The 18,202-nt window shown below is 50.5% G+C and carries 20 protein-coding genes; 8 read left to right on the top strand and 12 right to left on the bottom strand.

Annotated elements, in window-relative coordinates; translation table 11 throughout:
- The gene (gene bamC, locus BGK46_RS04710; RefSeq protein ID WP_069587410.1) at window positions 1-1,032 is read left to right on the top strand and encodes an outer membrane protein assembly factor BamC; all 1,032 of its coding nucleotides are present in this window, start codon (window positions 1-3) and stop codon (window positions 1,030-1,032) included.
- A gap of 59 nt (window positions 1,033-1,091) precedes the next feature.
- Window positions 1,092-1,805 (top strand): phosphoribosylaminoimidazolesuccinocarboxamide synthase, encoded by a 714-nt coding sequence (gene purC, locus BGK46_RS04705; protein ID WP_069587409.1) that lies wholly within the window; start codon window positions 1,092-1,094, stop codon window positions 1,803-1,805.
- A 62-nt stretch (window positions 1,806-1,867) separates the two neighbouring features.
- Here purC and BGK46_RS04700 read toward each other — a convergent pair whose 3' ends face one another.
- Genes BGK46_RS04700 through BGK46_RS04685 form a run of 4 tightly spaced genes read right to left on the bottom strand, consistent with a single transcriptional unit; the run spans window position 1,868 to window position 4,252 of the window.
- Complete coding sequence (locus BGK46_RS04700) at window positions 1,868-2,050, bottom strand: DUF2897 family protein (protein ID WP_069587408.1); 183 nt, start codon at window positions 2,048-2,050, stop codon at window positions 1,868-1,870.
- Complete coding sequence (locus BGK46_RS04695) at window positions 2,038-2,736, bottom strand: M15 family metallopeptidase (RefSeq protein ID WP_069587407.1); 699 nt, start codon at window positions 2,734-2,736, stop codon at window positions 2,038-2,040. Before BGK46_RS04695 ends, BGK46_RS04700 begins: the two co-directional genes overlap by 13 nt.
- Window positions 2,733-3,866 carry a succinyl-diaminopimelate desuccinylase gene (dapE, locus tag BGK46_RS04690; protein ID WP_069587406.1) on the bottom strand — a complete coding sequence of 378 codons (1,134 nt, stop codon included), beginning with the start codon at window positions 3,864-3,866 and terminating at the stop codon, window positions 2,733-2,735. The genes BGK46_RS04695 and dapE overlap by 4 nt, the downstream gene beginning before the upstream one ends.
- Window positions 3,867-3,904: 38 nt before the next feature.
- On the bottom strand, window positions 3,905-4,252 hold the full coding sequence (locus tag BGK46_RS04685) for an ArsC family reductase (RefSeq protein WP_069587405.1): 348 nt from the start codon (window positions 4,250-4,252) through the stop codon (window positions 3,905-3,907).
- 233 nt (window positions 4,253-4,485) lie between these two features.
- Between BGK46_RS04685 and BGK46_RS04680 the strand changes: the two genes are divergently transcribed.
- The gene (locus tag BGK46_RS04680) at window positions 4,486-4,764 is read left to right on the top strand and encodes a winged helix-turn-helix domain-containing protein (RefSeq protein ID WP_025740011.1); all 279 of its coding nucleotides are present in this window, start codon (window positions 4,486-4,488) and stop codon (window positions 4,762-4,764) included.
- On the opposite strand, the gene BGK46_RS04675 is transcribed toward BGK46_RS04680, so the two are convergent.
- Both BGK46_RS04675 and BGK46_RS04670 read right to left on the bottom strand, forming a co-directional pair.
- Complete coding sequence (locus tag BGK46_RS04675) at window positions 4,761-5,132, bottom strand: DUF1499 domain-containing protein (protein WP_157893177.1); 372 nt, start codon at window positions 5,130-5,132, stop codon at window positions 4,761-4,763. The two genes, BGK46_RS04680 and BGK46_RS04675, sit on opposite strands and share 4 nt — an antisense overlap.
- 71 nt (window positions 5,133-5,203) lie before the next feature.
- Window positions 5,204-5,551: a DUF2956 domain-containing protein gene (locus BGK46_RS04670; protein WP_069587480.1), complete on the bottom strand. Its 348-nt coding sequence runs from the start codon at window positions 5,549-5,551 to the stop codon at window positions 5,204-5,206.
- A 120-nt stretch (window positions 5,552-5,671) separates the two neighbouring features.
- Here BGK46_RS04670 and BGK46_RS04665 point away from each other — a divergent pair, with 120 nt between their 5' ends.
- A complete protein-coding gene (locus tag BGK46_RS04665; protein ID WP_069587403.1) occupies window positions 5,672-6,175 on the top strand; it encodes a DUF2919 domain-containing protein in 504 nt (167 codons plus the stop codon).
- Window positions 6,172-7,095 carry a Dyp-type peroxidase gene (locus tag BGK46_RS04660; protein ID WP_069587402.1) on the top strand — a complete coding sequence of 308 codons (924 nt, stop codon included), beginning with the start codon at window positions 6,172-6,174 and terminating at the stop codon, window positions 7,093-7,095. The genes BGK46_RS04665 and BGK46_RS04660 overlap by 4 nt, the downstream gene beginning before the upstream one ends.
- Before the next feature lie 58 nt (window positions 7,096-7,153).
- Here the strand turns inward: BGK46_RS04660 and crr are convergent, their stop codons facing one another.
- From crr to cysZ, 5 genes are all read right to left on the bottom strand, one after another.
- Window positions 7,154-7,663: a PTS glucose transporter subunit IIA gene (crr, locus tag BGK46_RS04655; RefSeq protein ID WP_069587401.1), complete on the bottom strand. Its 510-nt coding sequence runs from the start codon at window positions 7,661-7,663 to the stop codon at window positions 7,154-7,156.
- 39 nt (window positions 7,664-7,702) lie between these two features.
- Window positions 7,703-9,430 carry a phosphoenolpyruvate-protein phosphotransferase PtsI gene (gene ptsI, locus BGK46_RS04650; protein WP_069587400.1) on the bottom strand — a complete coding sequence of 576 codons (1,728 nt, stop codon included), beginning with the start codon at window positions 9,428-9,430 and terminating at the stop codon, window positions 7,703-7,705.
- Between the two features lie 50 nt (window positions 9,431-9,480).
- The gene (locus BGK46_RS04645) at window positions 9,481-9,738 is read right to left on the bottom strand and encodes an HPr family phosphocarrier protein (protein ID WP_069587399.1); all 258 of its coding nucleotides are present in this window, start codon (window positions 9,736-9,738) and stop codon (window positions 9,481-9,483) included.
- 318 nt (window positions 9,739-10,056) lie between these two features.
- On the bottom strand, window positions 10,057-11,025 hold the full coding sequence (gene cysK / locus BGK46_RS04640) for a cysteine synthase A (protein ID WP_069587398.1): 969 nt from the start codon (window positions 11,023-11,025) through the stop codon (window positions 10,057-10,059).
- A 191-nt stretch (window positions 11,026-11,216) separates the two neighbouring features.
- Window positions 11,217-11,975, bottom strand: coding sequence for a sulfate transporter CysZ (gene cysZ / locus BGK46_RS04635; RefSeq protein WP_069587397.1), 759 nt, complete (start codon window positions 11,973-11,975; stop codon window positions 11,217-11,219).
- Between the two features lie 262 nt (window positions 11,976-12,237).
- Between cysZ and zipA the strand changes: the two genes are divergently transcribed.
- The 3 genes from zipA (at window position 12,238) to gltX (ending at window position 16,801) form a co-directional block, all read left to right on the top strand.
- Window positions 12,238-13,146 carry a cell division protein ZipA gene (gene zipA / locus BGK46_RS04630; protein WP_069587396.1) on the top strand — a complete coding sequence of 303 codons (909 nt, stop codon included), beginning with the start codon at window positions 12,238-12,240 and terminating at the stop codon, window positions 13,144-13,146.
- 115 nt (window positions 13,147-13,261) lie between these two features.
- Window positions 13,262-15,271, top strand: coding sequence for an NAD-dependent DNA ligase LigA (ligA, locus tag BGK46_RS04625; protein WP_069587395.1), 2,010 nt, complete (start codon window positions 13,262-13,264; stop codon window positions 15,269-15,271).
- 105 nt (window positions 15,272-15,376) lie between these two features.
- Complete coding sequence (gene gltX, locus BGK46_RS04620; protein ID WP_069587394.1) at window positions 15,377-16,801, top strand: glutamate--tRNA ligase; 1,425 nt, start codon at window positions 15,377-15,379, stop codon at window positions 16,799-16,801.
- Between the two features lie 64 nt (window positions 16,802-16,865).
- Here gltX and BGK46_RS04615 read toward each other — a convergent pair whose 3' ends face one another.
- Complete coding sequence (locus tag BGK46_RS04615) at window positions 16,866-18,116, bottom strand: uracil-xanthine permease family protein (RefSeq protein WP_069587393.1); 1,251 nt, start codon at window positions 18,114-18,116, stop codon at window positions 16,866-16,868.
- Window positions 18,117-18,202: the final 86 nt, after the last annotated feature.

Here is an 18,202-nt window from a genome sequence, read left to right as displayed (position 1 = left end):
ATGAAACCAGTATTTAGGCTCGGCCTTTGTGCCATCATGGTAACCGGATTGGTTGCTTGCAGTGGTGGCGCCGAGCAACGTCGTCAGGCGAAAGATGATTTCGACTATTTAAACACGACCCCGCTTTCAGAATGGCAAACGTTGCCAGACCAAGCGCCCTACTTTTCAACCAACTACCAAATCCCATCACAAGATTTTGAGGGAGAGGTGGGCAAAGACGTAGACATTCGTCCGCCGCGTCAGGTGTTGGACCTTGTGCCGGGAGCACGCATTGAGCGAGACAGCCGCGGGGTTACCTTAGCGGTGGTGAATGAAAAGCAGCTGTCTTCACTTTGGCAAACCGTGGAGCGCTTGGCGGATGACGGCACCATCCCGGTTGCTCAGCGCGAAGAGAATCAGCTCGAGACGGGCTGGATTGCGTGGGAAAAAGAAGACAGCGAGCATCAGGCGCGCTTTCGTATTGCTCGCCTGGAGCAGGGCCGTCGTTTCGCCCTCGGTGTCAACTTGATTGAATGGAGTGTGCAAAAAGGTGAGCAGCCGCTGACGCCCGCCCTAAGCGAGCGTTATAACACTCTGATGACTAATTTGATCACGGTGAGTCATGATGCCGCCTTGCGTGCCGAAGCTCGCCGTGTCGCACAGCAGCGCCAGTCTGATATTCCAATCAGCTTTGGCACTGATCGCAGCGGTTTGCCGGTTATTATTGCCCGCGCGCCGTATGATGTGGTGTGGGAAAAGCTGCCAGCGATCATCAAGCCGCTCGGTTTTTCCATTGAAAGCCGCAATCAGTCGCAAGGCACTGTGAAAACACGCCACGTCGCACCCAGCGATGAAAGTTGGCAAGCGTTGGGCGTTGCGCCAATTAGTTTAAGCGATAATAGCTATACCTTGCTGTTAGGCGATTTGGGGAACCGAACCTCAATCAACGTGACCACCAGCAAAGGGAAACCAGTGAAAGAGGAAACGCTCAAAGCCTTGAGTCCTGCACTGAAAGCGGTTATTGCCCAGCTTGGCAATGCGCCAACCCCATAATCACCCAGGGACGCCTTATGGCGTCCCTCGTTTTTAGCGCCTAATGGAGAGTATAGGTAATGGAAAAACGTGCTGAGTTGTATCGCGGCAAAGCGAAGTCTGTGTATGCAACTGATGATGAAAACCGCTTTATTCTGCACTTTCGTAACGACACCTCTGCGTTTGACGGTGAGCGAGTGGAGCAGCTAGATCGCAAAGGGGAAGTGAATAACAAGTTTAACCACTTCATCATGCAAAAGCTGGAAGCGGCTGGCATCCCGACCCAAATGGATCAGCTATTGTCTGATACCGAAGCGGTGGTAAAAAAACTGGAGATGATCCCAGTAGAATGTGTGGTCCGTAATATTGCCGCCGGGTCTTTGTGTCGTCGCCTAGGCGTTGAAGAAGGCACGGCGTTGACGCCACCGACATTTGAGCTGTTTCTTAAAAATGATGCGTTGCATGATCCTATGGTCAATGAGTCGCTCTGTGAGTCGCTAGGGTTTGCCACACAAGCACAACTGGAGACCATGAAAACGCTGACCTATCAGGTTAATGATGTGCTGAAAGCTTTGTTTGCTGAAGGTGACTTGTTGCTGGTGGATTACAAACTCGAGTTTGGTGTTGACCATCAAGGAAACATTGTCCTCGGTGACGAGTTTAGCCCAGATGGCTGCCGTTTGTGGGATGCCAACACCCGAGAAAAACTGGATAAAGACCGCTTCCGTCAAGGCTTGGGTGGCGTTGTTGAAGCCTACATTGAAGTGGCGAAGCGTATCGGCCTGAACCTGTAATTTTTTGGCTTAAAAACGCAAACGTTTGCGTTTATTTGAGAGAAAATAGCGCCATGATGGCGCTATTTTTTTGTCGATGGAGTGTCGTCGGGGTGTGTTTCGTCAGCGTCGGTTTTATCGTCAGGTTTATCTTTATATTTAAGCCCAAACTTAGCATTCGCTGTGTACTTAAGCGCCATAATATTGCTGACCACGACCGCGACCACAATCGCGATAATCACATAAGGATTGGTTAGCCATTCCATGAGTGCACCTCGCAGATGTTGGTGACATAGGTTGAATATATCCAATCTAGTTGTTCAAGAATAGCCTGCTGTCCCAGAATGGGCGCTTGCGCAATCACGCGATGCAAGCCATCTACGGTCAAGGTATTAAGCAGAGGTTGGCTGGTGGCGATATGGCTAATGTGCCACGGCTCGCGAGCAACGCCTCCATGGTCCTGCGCATAGGGGAAGAAAAATCCGTAGCGCGGCGCATGAGCGTGCAGCCAATTTGCGAATCGGGCCTGAGGTCCATGATCGTATTCTGCTTGTGTCAGCGCTAACGATTCACCGGGTGCCAATGCCTGTTGGTCAAACACATCCAAATCCGTTCCCCAATGATGACGGCTGGTGCCCGGCAGGGCGGACCAACGCAAGATAGCTCTCACTCGCTCGTTATCGTTGAGGGTGTGAATGTCAATCGGTTGGCCGTGGTCGTCTAAGACCGGCTTTTCGCCTCGGTATTTGCCATTCCAAATCGCCAGTTGTCTATCAAAAGACCGATGAGCACTGGCGATGGTTAGCGTAAAGCCGGCTTGTTGCGCACTGTGGCGCAACGCCTCAAAGTGCTCAAGCACCTCGGGGTGCAAACAAGGCGCATTTGGCCGGGCATTGATTGGCACGAGAAATTGCGTATCTTGTCCGGTTAATTGTGCAAGGCTTAAGGTCAACGTAGGGCTTTCTCCAGCACTTTTTGGTACATGTCGGTGAGCTTTTCAAGATCGGGAATGCTGACGCACTCGTTCACTTTATGAATTGTGGCATTCACCGGACCCAGTTCAATCACTTGTGCGCCCATTTTAGCAATAAAGCGACCATCAGACGTGCCACCTGTGGTTAACAGCTGGGGCGTTTGATGATTGACTTCTTCCACCGCTTCGACCACTGCATCGAGTAGGGTGCCTTTGTCGGTTAAAAAGGGATCGCCGCTATGGGTCCATTCAAGACGATACTCCAACCCGTGAGCATCAAGGATGGAGTAGACCCGTTGCTTGATGGTTTCGCTATCAAGCTCGGTACTAAAGCGGAAGTTAAATTGTGCATGACACTCGCCCGGGATCACATTCGCAGCCCCAGTTCCCGCTTGAATGTTAGGAATTTGAAAGCTGGTCGGAGGGAAGAAGTCGTTCCCGTTATCCCACACCGTTTGCGCGAGCTCAGTCAGGGCCGGCATGGCCTGATGCACGGGGTTATTGGCTAAGTGAGGATAGGCCACATGCCCTTGAGTGCCTTGCACATACAAATCGCCGGTAATTGATCCGCGACGGCCATTTTTGACTACATCCCCCACATGATGGGTACTCGAAGGTTCACCAACAATGCACATATCAATGATTTCATCGCGTGCGACCAGTGTATCAACCACGCGCGTCGTACCATTGATAAATGGCCCTTCTTCATCCGAGGTGATCAAAAAGGCAATCGAGCCGGGGTGGTTTGGGTTTTCAGCGACAAAACGCTCAACCGCCACCACCATTGCGGCCAGTGAACCTTTCATATCGGCGGCGCCGCGACCATGGAGATGGTCGTCAATCACCACGGCTTCAAACGGTGGCGTGTGCCACTGATCGCGCGGTCCGGCGGGCACCACATCGGTATGACCAGCAAAGGCAAATAATGGTCCTTGGGTGCCACGGCGTGCCCACAGGTTGGTGGTATCTTCAAAGACCATCGGCTCAATGGTAAAGCCCAATGCTTTTAAGCGTGCAATCATTACATCTTGGCAGCCCGCATCCTCTGGGGTGACTGATTCACGGTTAATCAAATCTTTTGCCAAAGACAGGGTAGCACTGTCAGTCATCTTAGTTTCCTTACAACGAGAATGAACGGAATATCACATTACGCAAAAATGTCAGCGTATTGGTTCTCTTTAAAGCCGAGATAGTAGCTACCCTTGTGTACGAGTAGGGGGCGTTTAATGATCGCAGGGTTATCGAGCATGATGGCTATCGCACTGGCTTCATCGAGGCTGGCTTTTTGCTCATCGCTCAGTTGGCGGTAGGTCGTACCGCGTTTATTCACCAACGCTTCCCAGCCGAGCTCAGCAACGAAGGTGCGCAGCAGCGACGCGTCTAAGCCATCCTTGCGATAATCGTGATACTGATAGTCGATGCCTTGGTTATCTAACCATTTCAGCGCTTTTTTTAGGGTGTCGCAGTTTTTAATGCCAAATACAGTTGTCATGATTTTTTAGGTCGTGTTTTTGCGTGATTAAAGAGTGACACTGGTTGAGAGTGAACGCAATACCTAGCGCGGGATCGATGTGCTGATGAATAGCAAGGTAGAGATCTCGCGCAGACTGTGAATTCTCCCGCTAAATACGCCTGCAGCACGTCGATTTGATGGCGTTTTGATCGAACGCAAAACCTCCTATTACCCGACATGAATAATGGGATTAATCAGAACTTTCGGAGGTTCGTATGGAACTAAATCCTGTGTTTGCACGGCGCTTGTATCTCGCCGCGCTTGTTGAAGAAATGGAACGTCCTAATGTACCGCGCTTAATTGAAGCGACGGGCTGGCCACGTCGCACCATTCAAGATGTCTTAAAGTCGCTATCGGGCTTGGGAATCGATATGACCTTTATCCAAGATGGCAAGCGCCACAATGATGGGTACTACCAGCTAAAAGACTGGGGCCCCTTCCGCCGCGACTGGGTTGAAGATAAGAAGCGCGATATTCGCTCTTATATCAACTAAGGCGACGGTGTAATGAGTTTGGTATCGCGTAACGCCTGACGAATTGCGTCAGCGCGTCGTCGATTGGCACCAAAATCATAGTAGCCAACACGAGATGCGGAGCGCAGCGTCAGTTCTGTGCCGTGCACTGATATTTCGACGTCGTCGACAAAGCGCAGTACTGGGGTCGTGAAGGTAAAGTGGGCATAGTTATCTTGTTGAGAGATAAGCTTCGCGCCCGATAGACTGGCAATGGTGTTGACGATATCGTCAAACCGGACAGACTCACTGGTCAGGGTGAAAGGTGATAATGCAAACTTGGGTCGAGTATCCTTGCTTGATACGCAGTTAGGGCTGTCTCCACAGGCGGTAACCGGCGGCTGTTTCATGATCTTGTCTCCTGTCGAGCACCCTGTAAGCGTCAATGCCACGAGTAACCCCAATGTCCGTGTTCTTATCATTATCCCACCCATAGGTAACCAATAAAGCCAATCCAACTGATCACCAATAATAGCCAAGGTAGACGGCTATCGCTGCGATCGCGCGCAGATGTTGTCGGTTGTGGCGGTGCGCTAGCAGTGACAGTGTCGGTGTGCTCACTCGCTTGTTTTTGTTTTTTCTTCCGAGCTTTGTCGTGTGCGCGCGCTTTGGCTTTTTGCTCTTTCTTATATTGCGCAATACCTTTCTCGATGCCTTGGGCAATCAGTTTGGTTTGGGCTTTGGTTTGCCCAGGCTTTTGTGTCGCTTTGGCCACACGCATGGCTTCTTGCTGTGTTTCAGGCGAAACAGCGGCTGCTTGTTTACCCATGTTTGCTCCGTACTGCGGATGATAAATCAGGTGAATAGAGTAACAAATTCTCATCAGGATCTTGCAGTTTTTCGGCGTGGGCGTCATGTTGGTCAATAGCGCAATGATATTGGCATACACATGGACACACTTCATCATTATGACGAGAAGGGCTTTTTAAAAGCGCCCGTAACTTATCTGATCTGTCTTATTTTATTAAGCCGTGCATGGTGGCTGCTGGCGATGGCAGGGGTTAGTCGACAGCAAGGCAGTGAATTGCTGACACTATTTTATCCAGACAAATCTGCCTTGTACGCCAGTTTGGCGGTGGGCGTGTTGCCTCTCATACTTCTGTTGTTGGTTGGCAATTGTCACCGTGCACCTTGGTGGGCTCAGCGCCTTTGGCATTGGGGCTATGCCTTAATTTGGCCGGTCTGGTGCTGGGAAGGGGCGCAGGTGCTTAGGACGTTAATGGCCACTGACGGGCAGTTTCATTGGTTGATTGCATGCCACGGATTATGGGTGGTGTGGGGGAGCTTGTATTGGTTAAGAAGCCGACGGGTGAAACGTTTTTTTTACCAATTTATCAGCGGCTTACATTTAAGCGCCACAGAAAACAATAAGTACAAAGGAGAAGTAACATGACACAGGCACAGTCCGCGATTGTCCCTGATGGTGGACCCTATGCATTGTATGTGATGCTTAAGGTCACTAACGATGCCGCCTTGGTGCTACAGCAATGTCAGCGGTTGGCTGAGATTGCTAAGCAAACGCAAGAGGTCTTCGGTGATGCTCAGATGGGCGTGGCGGTCGGATTTAGCCCTGCTTTTTGTCGTGCCCACGGGTTAGCTTATCCGGAGGGCGTGACAGACTTTCATCCCCGAGAGAGTCGCAAACATCGGGCGCCTCACACTGACTGTGATGTTTTTATTCATCTTCATGGTTTGCGGCACGATTTGAATTTCTATGTTTTTCAACAATGGTTAACGCCCATTAAGAAAGTCGTGGATGTAGTGGATGAAACAGCAGGGTTCCGCTATCTCGATGCGCGTGATATGACAGGATTTATCGATGGCACGGAAAATCCGCAAGGCCTTGCGCGTGAAGCGGTTGCAGTGATCCCAGACGGACCGTTTGCAGGGGGCAGTGTGGCTTTGGTCCAACGCTATGTCCATGATCTACCAGCTTGGGAGCGGTTACAGCAAGCGGCACAAGAAAAGGTGATTGGACGCACCAAGCCTGACTCCATCGAACTTGAGGACATGCCGGATACATCCCACGTTGGGCGGGTGGACATCAAAGAAAACGGGGTCGGCCTGAAAATTCTTCGTCAGAGCCTGCCATACGGCAGTGTCAGTGGCGAGCATGGGCTATTGTTCCTTGCCTATTGCCAACAGCAACATCCGTTGGATGTGATGTTAGATAGCATGTTTGGTGAACGCGATGGCAAAACCGACATGATGTTAAGCTTTACCCAAGCGGTGACCGGCGCCATTATGTTTATGCCTTCACAGGCCACGTTAGCGCAATATGTGGAGCGTCTTAGCCAACCCGGTGTTGCATAACGGGCAATAAAAAACGCAGCCCGGAGGCTGCGTTTTCTTATCGTCGACCAAATTTGAATTACTTGGTCACGCGCAGTACAGGTGTTTCACCTACAGTGACGGCACCAGAAAGCTTAGTCAGCTCTTTGATCTCGTCCATGTTAGAGATAACAACCGGTGTTAGCGTTGATTTAGCTTTTTCTTCCAGCATGCCCAAGTCAAACTCGATCACGGTGTCGCCCGCTTTCACTGTTTGGCCTTCTTCTGCAATACGCTTAAAGCCTTCGCCTTTCAGCTCAACGGTATCAATACCGAAGTGAACGAAAAGCTCAACGCCATCTTCAGACTCGATAGAGAAAGCGTGGTTGGTTTCGAAAATCTTACCGATAGTACCGTTTACAGGTGCTACCATTTTGTCGCCTGAAGGCTTGATTGCAATACCATCACCGACGATTTTCTCAGCAAACACAACATCAGGCACGTCTTCAATGTTGACGATCTCACCCGATAATGGGGCGATAATTTCAATAGCACTTGCGTCGTTGCTGTCTTCTGACACCAACTTCTTCAGTTTGTCGAACAGACCCATAGTGTTGCTCCTAAGCAGTAATTCTTTGCTGATTGTATATTAGCAGACGGTTTTTTCCGCAATAAATTTTTCGACATAGGCTTCGATTTCTGCCGCAGTTGGCAGATTGAGGGCTGTGTCGGCCATCGCTTTCACATCAGCAAAGTTGGCATTACGGATAATCTTCTTGATGCGAGGGATAGAGATGGCACTCATACTGAACTCATCCAGGCCCATACCCATCAATAGTAACGTTGCTTTCTCATCCCCTGCAAGTTCTCCGCACATTCCGGTCCATTTACCTTCGGCATGTGAGGCATCAATCACTTGCTTGATAACCGTCAATACTGCCGGTGACAGCGGATTGTACAGGTGAGAAATCAGTTCGTTGCCACGATCGACAGCCAGGGTGTACTGGGTCAAATCGTTAGTTCCGATGCTGAAGAAGTCGACTTCTTTAGCAAGGTGATGAGCAATGGCGGCGGCCGCTGGTGTTTCTACCATCACACCAATTTCTAGTGACTCATCAAAGGCGAGGCCTTCTTCACGCAGCTCAGCTTTGTAGGTCTCTAGCGCGGTTTTCAGCTCACGGATTTCTTCAACAGAGATGATCATTGGGAACATCACGCGGACTTTACCGTGTGCAGATGCACGCAAAATAGCACGGAGTTGGTCACGCAGAATTTCACGACGATCCAAGCTGATACGCACTGCACGCCAACCCAAGAATGGGTTCATTTCGTCAGGCAGATCCATGTATGGCAGATCTTTATCGCCACCAATGTCCATGGTACGGATGATCACTGGATGACCATCAACCGCCTCAGCGACCGCTTTGTACGCTTGATACTGTTCTTCTTCGGTAGGCAGTGAATCACGGTCCATAAATAGGAACTCGGTGCGGTAAAGACCGACACCTTCACCACCGTTACGGTTGACACCGTCACAGTCTTTGACAGTACCTACGTTACCGCAGACTTCAACTTGGTGACCGTCCAGCGTAATTGCAGGCAAATCTTTCAATTTTGCCAGCTCAGCTTTTTCCGCTTGGTACTGATCGCGAATGGCTTTAAATTTCGCCAACTCGTCTTCAGATGGGTTCACAACAATCTTGTTGTTTACGGCATCCAGTACCAGCATGTCGCCATTTTTAATTTTCGCAGTCGCATCGTTAGTACCCACCACGGCTGGAAGCTCAAGTGAGCGTGCCATAATCGAGGTGTGAGACGTACGTCCGCCAATGTCTGTGATAAAGCCCAGCACATGGTTCAGGTCGATTTGCGCCGTTTCAGAAGGCGTTAAATCGTTGGCGACCAAGATCACTTGCTCGTTAATTGCACTGAGAGACACCATGTTGATGCCTAGCGCGTTTTTCACAAAGCGTGAGCCAATGTCACGAATGTCTGCGGCGCGCTCTTTCAGATAATCGTCGTCGAGTGACTCAAGCGTCACCGCTTGTTCTTCAATCACGCTGTAGATGGCGTGGTCGGCGGTTGCTAGGTTTGACTTGATGAAGCTGACAATTTCTTCTTCCAGCTCTTCATCTTCTAGCAGCATGATGTGACCTTCGAAGATGGCTTCTTTCTCTTCGCCGAAGGTTTCCCTTGCTTTGTCTTTGATCGCTTCAAGTTGCGTCTTAGACTTTTCGCGAGCATCCAATACGCGCTGAATTTCTTGATCGACTTGAGACGCGGCAATCTTGTTTTTATTGATTACAACGTCTTCTTCTTGCAGCAGCAGTGCTTTACCGAAAGCAATACCAGGTGATGCCAGGATGCCTGAAATCATAGCTTTACCTTACGTTTACCAAACTTAAAACCGATAGAAAAAGAGCCGGATTACTCCAGCTCGCCCATCAGTTTTACTAGGTGATCAACCGCTTCTTGTGCTTGCGCACCTTCAGCAGAGATAGTCACCATGGTGCCTTTGGTCAAGCCAAGGGTTTGAAGTTTGAACAGGCTTTTTGCGCTCGCGCTTTTACCGTTAGACTCAACAGTGATGTCAGCATCATAGGCTTTCGCATCTTTCACGAACTGCGCTGCTGGACGAGTGTGTAGGCCGTTTTCTGCAGTAATTTCAACTTGCTTCTTATACATGATTCACCCCGTATCTCTATTTTTTTAAATCTATGTATTAAATCTAAGATTAGCTTAACCGCTGACGGGCATTTTCGCTATCCGTTGGCGTTAACCTAACCAAGAAATTGACCGTATAGCTTAATCCATGTCAATTTCCTGTCATCTTTTTGCCGTTTTTGACCTTCCGCTCATCAGGTGATGTCGCTTTTATTTTGATGCGGAAAATAAAAAGGCAGACGTTTTTTACTAAAGCTTAATATAAAAATCAAACAAAAAAGGCCCGATGTGGGCCTTTTGTCAGGGGGAGGTAAATGTGCTTTACGCACTAACCTGCTGTTACTGTTCGTTTTCTAGCTCGGTAAACATGCCTGCGAATAGCGGTGAGCTGAGATAACGTTCTGCAGCACTTGGCAAAATTGTGACGATCTTCTTGTTTGCAAACTCAGGAAGCTCAGCAATTTTGTTGGCAGCGACCACAGCCGCACCTGATGAAATACCAGCCAAAATGCCTTCTTCTTCCATCAGACGACGTGCCATTTCGATGGCTTCATCTGAGGTGACGGAAACCACTTTGTCGATCAGGCTGACATCCAAGTTTTTAGGAACAAAGCCCGCGCCAATGCCTTGAATTTTGTGAGGGGCAGGTTGCACATCTTCACCGGCCAAAGTTTGTGCAATCACAGGCGACTCTGCAGGCTCAACGGCGACGGTCGTGATCGCCTTACCTTGGGTGTTTTTGATGTAGCGGCTAACACCGGTCAGTGTTCCGCCAGTACCGACACCCGCAACAAACACGTCAATCTCACCATCTGTATCGTCCCACAGCTCAGGTCCCGTGGTCTTTTCATGAATTTCAGGGTTAGCAGGGTTATCGAACTGTTGCAGCATTAGGTATTTGCCGGGCTCTGCGGCCATGATTTCTTCTGCTTTTGCGATTGCCCCTTTCATGCCTTTCGGCGCTTCGGTCAGCACCAGCTTCGCGCCCAGCGCTTTAAGCAGCTTACGACGCTCTAAGCTCATCGACTCAGGCATCGTTAGGGTGAGTTTATAACCACGTGCGGCGGCAACATAAGCGAGTGCAATCCCCGTGTTACCACTGGTCGGTTCAATCAGCTCAATACCGGGTTTCAAGGTGCCTTTTTTCTCGGCGTCCCAAATCATGTTGGCGCCGATTCGGCACTTGACGCTGAAGCTCGGGTTACGCGCTTCGATTTTGGCGAGCACGTTTGGCTTAGCTACGCGATTGAGGCGAACCAGCGGGGTATTACCGATAGTTTGTGTGTTGTCTTCGTAAATCTTACCCATTGTATCGTTCCTTCATGACACCGATTAGTTTGGCTATAAGCATATCTCTGATGCCTGTTTTGAAAAGGATCAGTTGGTTATATCTTATTGTGACATCGACCAATATATGATTGGCAAATAGAAGAAAAGCCCACTGAAATTGTGAGCTTTTCTCTCTGAGCGTAGAGGTTTTTGGGTGAGGTCACAACCAGCTAGTAGCGCCCGAGTCGTGATTTATAAGTGTCGACCCACAATGCAGTGGCGCCACATACGGCAGCAGGCATAACTAACAGGTTCAGGACTGGCGTCATGGTAAACAGCATCACCACAGCCCCAAAGCTGAGCGATGTGCCTCTGCGTTGTTTCAGGCTGTCGCGCATGGTGGGGAAGGCCACCTTGTGGTTATCAAACGGATAATCACAGTATTGAATGGCCATCATCCAAGCACTAAATAAAAACCACAACACAGGACCGAGTGTTTGGCCTAAGGCGGGGATCCATAATAGCAGCAGCAACCCCAGCGCCTTGGGAATGTAGTACATCAGTTTTTGCCATTCGCGTTTCATTACCCGTGGCAGATCTTTAACCACATCGAGCATGCCGTCATTGGGCGAGGGGGCGCCGGTCAGCTTGGCCTCTAAATGTTCCGCCAATAAACCGTTGAATGGTGCTGCAATCCAGTTAGCTAAAGTGCTAAAGAAGTAGGAAAACACCACCAAGATAGCAATCACGACCAGCGGCCAAAGCACAAAGGACAGCCAAGACAGCCATTCTGGGAGGGTCGCAAGCCAAGTATCAATCCAATCGCCAAATTGAGACAACAAATAAGCAAATGCGCCGCCCATCAATAACACATTGACGATAATCGGGATCACGACAAAACGCCGTAATCCCGGCGTCAGCATTAGTGAAAAACCTTGTAACAAATAGCCAGCCCCGCTTCGAGGCTGAGGATGAACACGGTGGGTCATGACATCTCCTTTTTGATTTGTGGTTATACTACTGGCCCAACCGAGGTGCTGACAACGGTCAAATGCGTGGAAACTTTACGCATTTCTGTCGCTGTATTCGTTAAATTCTCCCCAACTTTTGATACAGTTAACTAAGTTGACCGATTACGCATTGCGTTAGTCAATGTGGCCCGCTTATGATCGACAAAGCGTTTGCGTATCTGCGCACGCTATGCCATAAGCTAATCAATACGCTGAACAAACACAGATTTGAGAATCGACGATGCAGGAATTGCGCCTTGTACTGATTGTTTTGGGAGCATTAGCAATTGCAGCTTTGCTGTTGCATGGCCTCTGGACCAATAAGAAAGAAAAGAGCACCAAGTTTGGTGAAAAGCCGCTGGGAAAATTGGATGACAGCAAAGACGACCAAGGGTTTGATCAAGACGGGATAGGCGCAGTCCGAGTCGTCAAAAGCGCCTCTGGCGACAATCCGAAACCCAGCCGCAAAGAGCCAGCGGTTAGTTTTGGTGATAAACCCGATGTCGACCCCTTATTCGCCGACGAATCGGCGAAGACAGACCCTGTAGAGCCTGCTTTTCCATCCATGTCGGCAGCTGACGATACCCCTGAGCCTGCTGCTAGCGAGCAATCCGCCGCGCCCTTTACCGCCCATCAAGCAGAAGACGGTGAGGATACTGCGCCGGTCAGTGATGACACGCCGCAACCAGACACTGCCGAGCATGACGCTGAGCAAAATGATGCCGCTGAGACGGAAGATGAAACTGAAGTGCTTGTTTTGCATGTTCATGCCAACAACAATGCCATTTTCAACGGTCTTGAGTTAACCAACAGTCTTGAGCAGCATGGTTTGCGCTTTGGTGATATGGGGATTTATCACCGTCATTCGGATCCGTCAGGCACAGGCAAAGTGCTGTTTAGTGTCGCGAACATGGTAAAACCAGGCACCTTTGATATCGGTCATATTGATGGCTTTGAAACGCCGGGAATTAGCTTCTTTATGACTCTGCCTTGTTATGGTGAGCCTGAACAAAACTTCAAACTGATGCTACAAACCGCGCAGCAGATTGCTGATGAGCTTGGCGGGCTGGTGCTTGACGATGCTCGCGCCATGATGACGCCGTCTCGCCTTGACGAGTACCGAGAGCGGGTTAAAGCCTTCTCTGCATAGGTCGAAGTTGGTCGGTGATTGTTCATCGGCCAACCACCTGCTCGCACACATCTCCATCTTCGCCGTTAATACGTATATACTTGCCTGTCACTCAATCAGTCACAACAGATCAATCATGGCTTACAGCAAAGAACAACTGGATGCGTTGAAGCATCAGCTTAACTACCATGCCTATCGTTACTATGTCGAAGACAGCCCTGAGCTGCCGGACGCGGAGTACGATCGTTTAATGCAAACGTTGCTGGCCATTGAAGCTGAGCATCCTGAATGGGTGACGGCTGATTCGCCGAGTCAGCGTGTGGGGGGCGCACCGCTTAGCGCATTTGAGACAGTGACCCACGAGTTGGCGATGTTATCTTTGGGCAATGCCTTCAGTGATGACGATCTGGCTGACTTTGAACGCCGCGTTAAAGACAGACTCGGTGATGGCGAGCCGGTCACCTATACCTGTGAGCCAAAACTTGATGGCTTAGCGGTTAGCTTGATTTACGAAAATGGTGTCTTGGTCCAAGCTGCGACCCGAGGCGATGGCACCACAGGTGAAAACATCACCCACAATGTGAAAACGATTCGTAACGTCCCGTTGACGTTGCAGGCGGGAGATTGGCCGACGCGCCTTGAGGTGCGCGGTGAAGTCTTTATGCCTAAAGCGGGCTTTGAAGCACTGAATGAAGCGGCCCTCAAGCGAGGGGATAAAACCTTTGCCAACCCGCGCAATGCTGCCGCTGGTAGTCTGCGTCAACTGGACCCTAAAGTTGCCGCCAGCCGTCCGCTTAGTTTTTACGCCTATGCCGTTGGCATTATGTCGACACCGTTTGGCGAGGGGCAGTTCCAACGCCTGCAAAAGCTTAAACAGTGGGGGCTAGCGCTTAGCCCTGAAGTCAAACAGGTGACGGATTTAGCTGGCGTCAAACGCTACTACCAAGACATCTTAGCCCGACGTGATGCATTGCCCTATGAAATTGACGGGGTGGTGATAAAAGTCGACAGCATTGAAAGCCAGCAAACCTTAGGCTTTGTTGCGCGCGCTCCCCGCTGGGCGATTGCTTATAAATTCCCGGCTCAAGAAGAAATTACCACCCTCAACGATGTTGAGTTCCAAGTGGGACGGACGGGAGCCATCACACCGGTCGCAAAACTGGCGCCTGTTTTTGTCGGGGGCGTGACGGTCAGCAATGCGACCCTACACAATGGCGATGAAATTGAGCGTTTAGGGGTTCATATCGGAGATACCGTGGTGATCCGTCGCGCAGGGGATGTGATCCCACAAGTGGTCGGTGTGGTAGAAAGCCGCCGTCCTGAACATGCGCAGCCGATTGTTTTTCCAACAGCCTGTCCTGTCTGTGATTCTGCGGTCACTCGTGTTGAGGGTGAGGCCGTGGCGCGTTGTACTGGCGGGTTAATTTGCCTTGCGCAACGTAAAGAAGCCATCAAGCATTTCTCCTCGCGTAAGGCGATGGATATTGATGGCCTCGGTGATAAAATCGTTGAGCAGCTGATTGAAAAAGAGCTGATTCATACCCCCGCTGATCTGTTTCGCCTCACGGCGGGCCGTGTCACCGCCTTGGATAGAATGGGGCCAAAATCAGCACAAAATCTGATTGATGCGCTAGAAAAAGCCAAAGCGACCACCTTGCCTCGATTTATTTATGCGTTGGGGATCCGTGAGGTTGGCGAAGCCACGGCACAAAATTTGGCCACACATTTTAAAACCCTCGACGCGCTGCGCGCCGCGGATGAAGAAGCCTTGATTGCGGTCCCTGATGTTGGGACGATTGTGGCGGGCCATATTGTTCGCTTCTTTGCCGAGCCCCACAACCAAGATGTGTTGGATGCATTGTTGGAAACTGGGATCCACTGGCCGGAAGTGGCCCAACAAACGGATGCGCAAGCACAGCCTTTGGCGGGAAAAACCATCGTGTTGACTGGTACCTTGTCGCAAATGTCGCGCACGGATGCAAAAGCCGCGCTGCAAGCGTTAGGGGCTAAAGTGACCGGAAGCGTCTCGGCGAAAACAGATATCTTGATTGCCGGTGAAGCCGCTGGCTCGAAACTGACCAAAGCGCAAGATTTAGGTGTGACCGTGTTAGATGAAGACGGCATGCTGGCATTGATCAACCAATAAATACCGTGAGGCTTCGGGGGAATCCCGTGGCCTCGATTGTGGAATTTACCTGTACTGGTAAACTAACTGTCACTCATCATTCTCACCACTGGGATAGGGATCCTAATGACTATCAAAACCCGCTTTGCCCCCAGCCCAACCGGCTTTTTGCACGTGGGCGGTGCGCGTACAGCACTCTATTCTTGGCTAGCAGCACGCAGCCAAGGCGGTCAATTTGTATTGCGTATTGAAGATACTGATCTTGAGCGTTCAACCCAAGAGGCCATCGACGCCATCTTAGAAGGGATGGAATGGTTGGGTTTAACGTGGGATGAAGGTCCATATTATCAAACCAAGCGTTTTGACCGATATAACCAGCTTGTTGACCAACTTTTGGCGGAAGACAAAGCCTATAAATGCTATGCCCCGAAAGAGCTGCTCGATGAGATCCGTGAGCAACAAAAAGCAGACGGTCTTAAGCCACGCTACGACGCTGATCATCCAAAAGTGATTGAAGCGAATCAAAACGCCAAGGCGGATGACCCGCATGTGATCCGTTTCCGCAACCCGAAAGAGGGTAAGGTTGTCTTTGACGACAAGATCCGCGGCCGTATTGAAATTGCGAACAGTGAACTGGATGATCTGATTATCCGCCGTACCGACGGCAGCCCAACCTACAACTTCTGTGTGGTTGTGGATGACTGGGATATGGGGATCACCCAAGTTGTGCGTGGTGAAGACCACATCAACAACACCCCACGTCAGATCAATATCTACAAAGCGCTGGGCGCACCGGTTCCTGAGTTTGCGCATTGCTCGATGATCCTTGGTGACGACGGTGCGAAACTGTCTAAGCGCCACGGTGCGGTTAGCGTTATGCAATATCGCGATCAGGGCTTCTTGCCTCATGCGTTGCTGAACTATTTGGTGCGCTTGGGCTGGTCACATGGTGACCAAGAAATTTTCTCGCTCGATGAGATGATTGAACTGTTTAGCCTTGAAGCGATCAGCAAGTCAGCCTCAGCGTTTAACACTGAAAAGCTGCTGTGGTTGAACAACCACTACATTAAGCACGCCGATCCGCAAGAGGTCGCGCAGCACCTGCAGTGGCACCTCGATCAAGCTGGCATCGACATTAGCCAAGGCCCGGTCATCACCGACGTGATCCAGCTGGTCGGCGAGCGTTGTCATACCTTGGTAGAGCTGGCGGAGCAAAGCCGTTACTTCTATCAAGACTTTGATGAGATCGATCCAGCGGCGGCGAAAAAGCACCTGCGTCCGGTGGCACTAGAGCCATTACAAGTGGCGAAAGGCAAAATTGAAGCGCTGCAAGACTGGAGCGTGGAAGCCTTAAAAGCGGTGATCGCCGATACCTGTACCGATTTGGATGTGGGTATGGGCAAAGTGGGTATGCCATTGCGTGTTGCGGTCACTGGTGGTGGTCAGTCGCCTTCTGTGGATGCGGTCATGCACCTGATTGGTAAAGACCGTGTGGTCGCGCGTATTGAGCAAGCGATTAAGCTTGTTGAAGCGCGTGCGGCGCAAGGTTAATCAACCCAACCACCTTAGGTGGGAAAATCCAAAAGGGCGCTAGGCGCCCTTTTTCGATCGGGGATTAGTGCGAGCCTTCTTCCATCTGCGCACTGTCAACAATAAGGTTTTCGCCCATTTTACGTGGCAACACAAGGTTAAGCACAATCGCGACCAGACCACACAGGCTAATGCCTTGTAAGCTGAAATCGCCGATGCCAAAGGCCATGCCGCCAATACCAAAGACCAAGGTCACACCGACAATCGCGAGGTTTCGAGAGTCATGTAGATCGACTTGATTGCGGATCAGGGTATTTAATCCCACCGTCGCGATAGAGCCGAATAACAAGATCATGATCCCGCCCATGACAGGCAAAGGAATGGTCAGTAACACCGCGCCCAGCTTGCCGACAAAGGCCAACACAATCGCCGTTAATGCAGCATAGGTCATAATCACTGGGTTAAATGCTTTGGTGAGCATCACGGCACCGGTGACTTCGCTGTACGTGGTGTTAGGTGGTGCACCGAACAAAGACGCGGCAATGGTCGCGGCACCGTCACCTGCCATGGTGCGGTGAAGACCGGGTTTTTTCAGGTAGTCTTTGCGGGTGACATTCGAAATCGCCAGCATATCGCCCACATGCTCAACAGCGGGAGCGATCGCCACGGGAATCATAAATAAGATAGCGTTGATATTAAATTCCGGTAGTGTAAAGGCGGGCATGGCGAACCAGCTTGCTTGAGTCACAGCGCTGAAATCGACCACACCCATGATGAGGCTGGCGATATATCCCACCACGATACCCGCCAAGATCGGCACCAACTTAAAGAAGCCTTTAGCAAACACACTGATCACTATGGTGGTCAGCAGCGATAGCAACGAAATCCAAATCGCAACATCACCGGCGATAATTTGCGTGCCGCCATCGCCGCTTTTCCCCAACGCCATATTGACCGCGGTTGGCGCAAGCCCCAGACCAATCACCATAATGACAGGACCCACCACCACAGGTGGCAACAACTTGTGAATAATGTCGACGCCTTTGACACGGATAATGCCGCCCATAATCAGATAAACCACCCCAGCCGCCATTAGACCGCCCATGGTAGCGGGAATACCAAAGTTGTTAACACCGTAAAGAATGGGAGCGATAAAGGCGAAAGAAGAGGCGAGGAAAATGGGGACGGAGCGACGGGTGATAAGTTGAAAAATCAGGGTTCCAATACCGGCACCAAAGAGGGCCACATTGGGGTCAAGCCCGGTTAATAATGGCACCAATACCAATGCGCCAAATGCAACAAATAGCATCTGTGCGCCTTGTAAAACTTGCATCATAGTCTCACCTCCAAAAAAAATCGCGAGATGTTAGCACAAAGCCAAGATGTGATGCTTGTCATATTTATCAATGTGAGATCGGTAGC

The sequence above is a fragment of the Salinivibrio sp. SS2 genome (assembly GCF_001722075.1).
GTDB lineage: Bacteria > Pseudomonadota > Gammaproteobacteria > Enterobacterales > Vibrionaceae > Salinivibrio > Salinivibrio proteolyticus.
The sequence above is the reverse complement of the archived record's forward strand: the minus strand, read 5'-3'. Positions and strand labels throughout refer to the sequence as shown.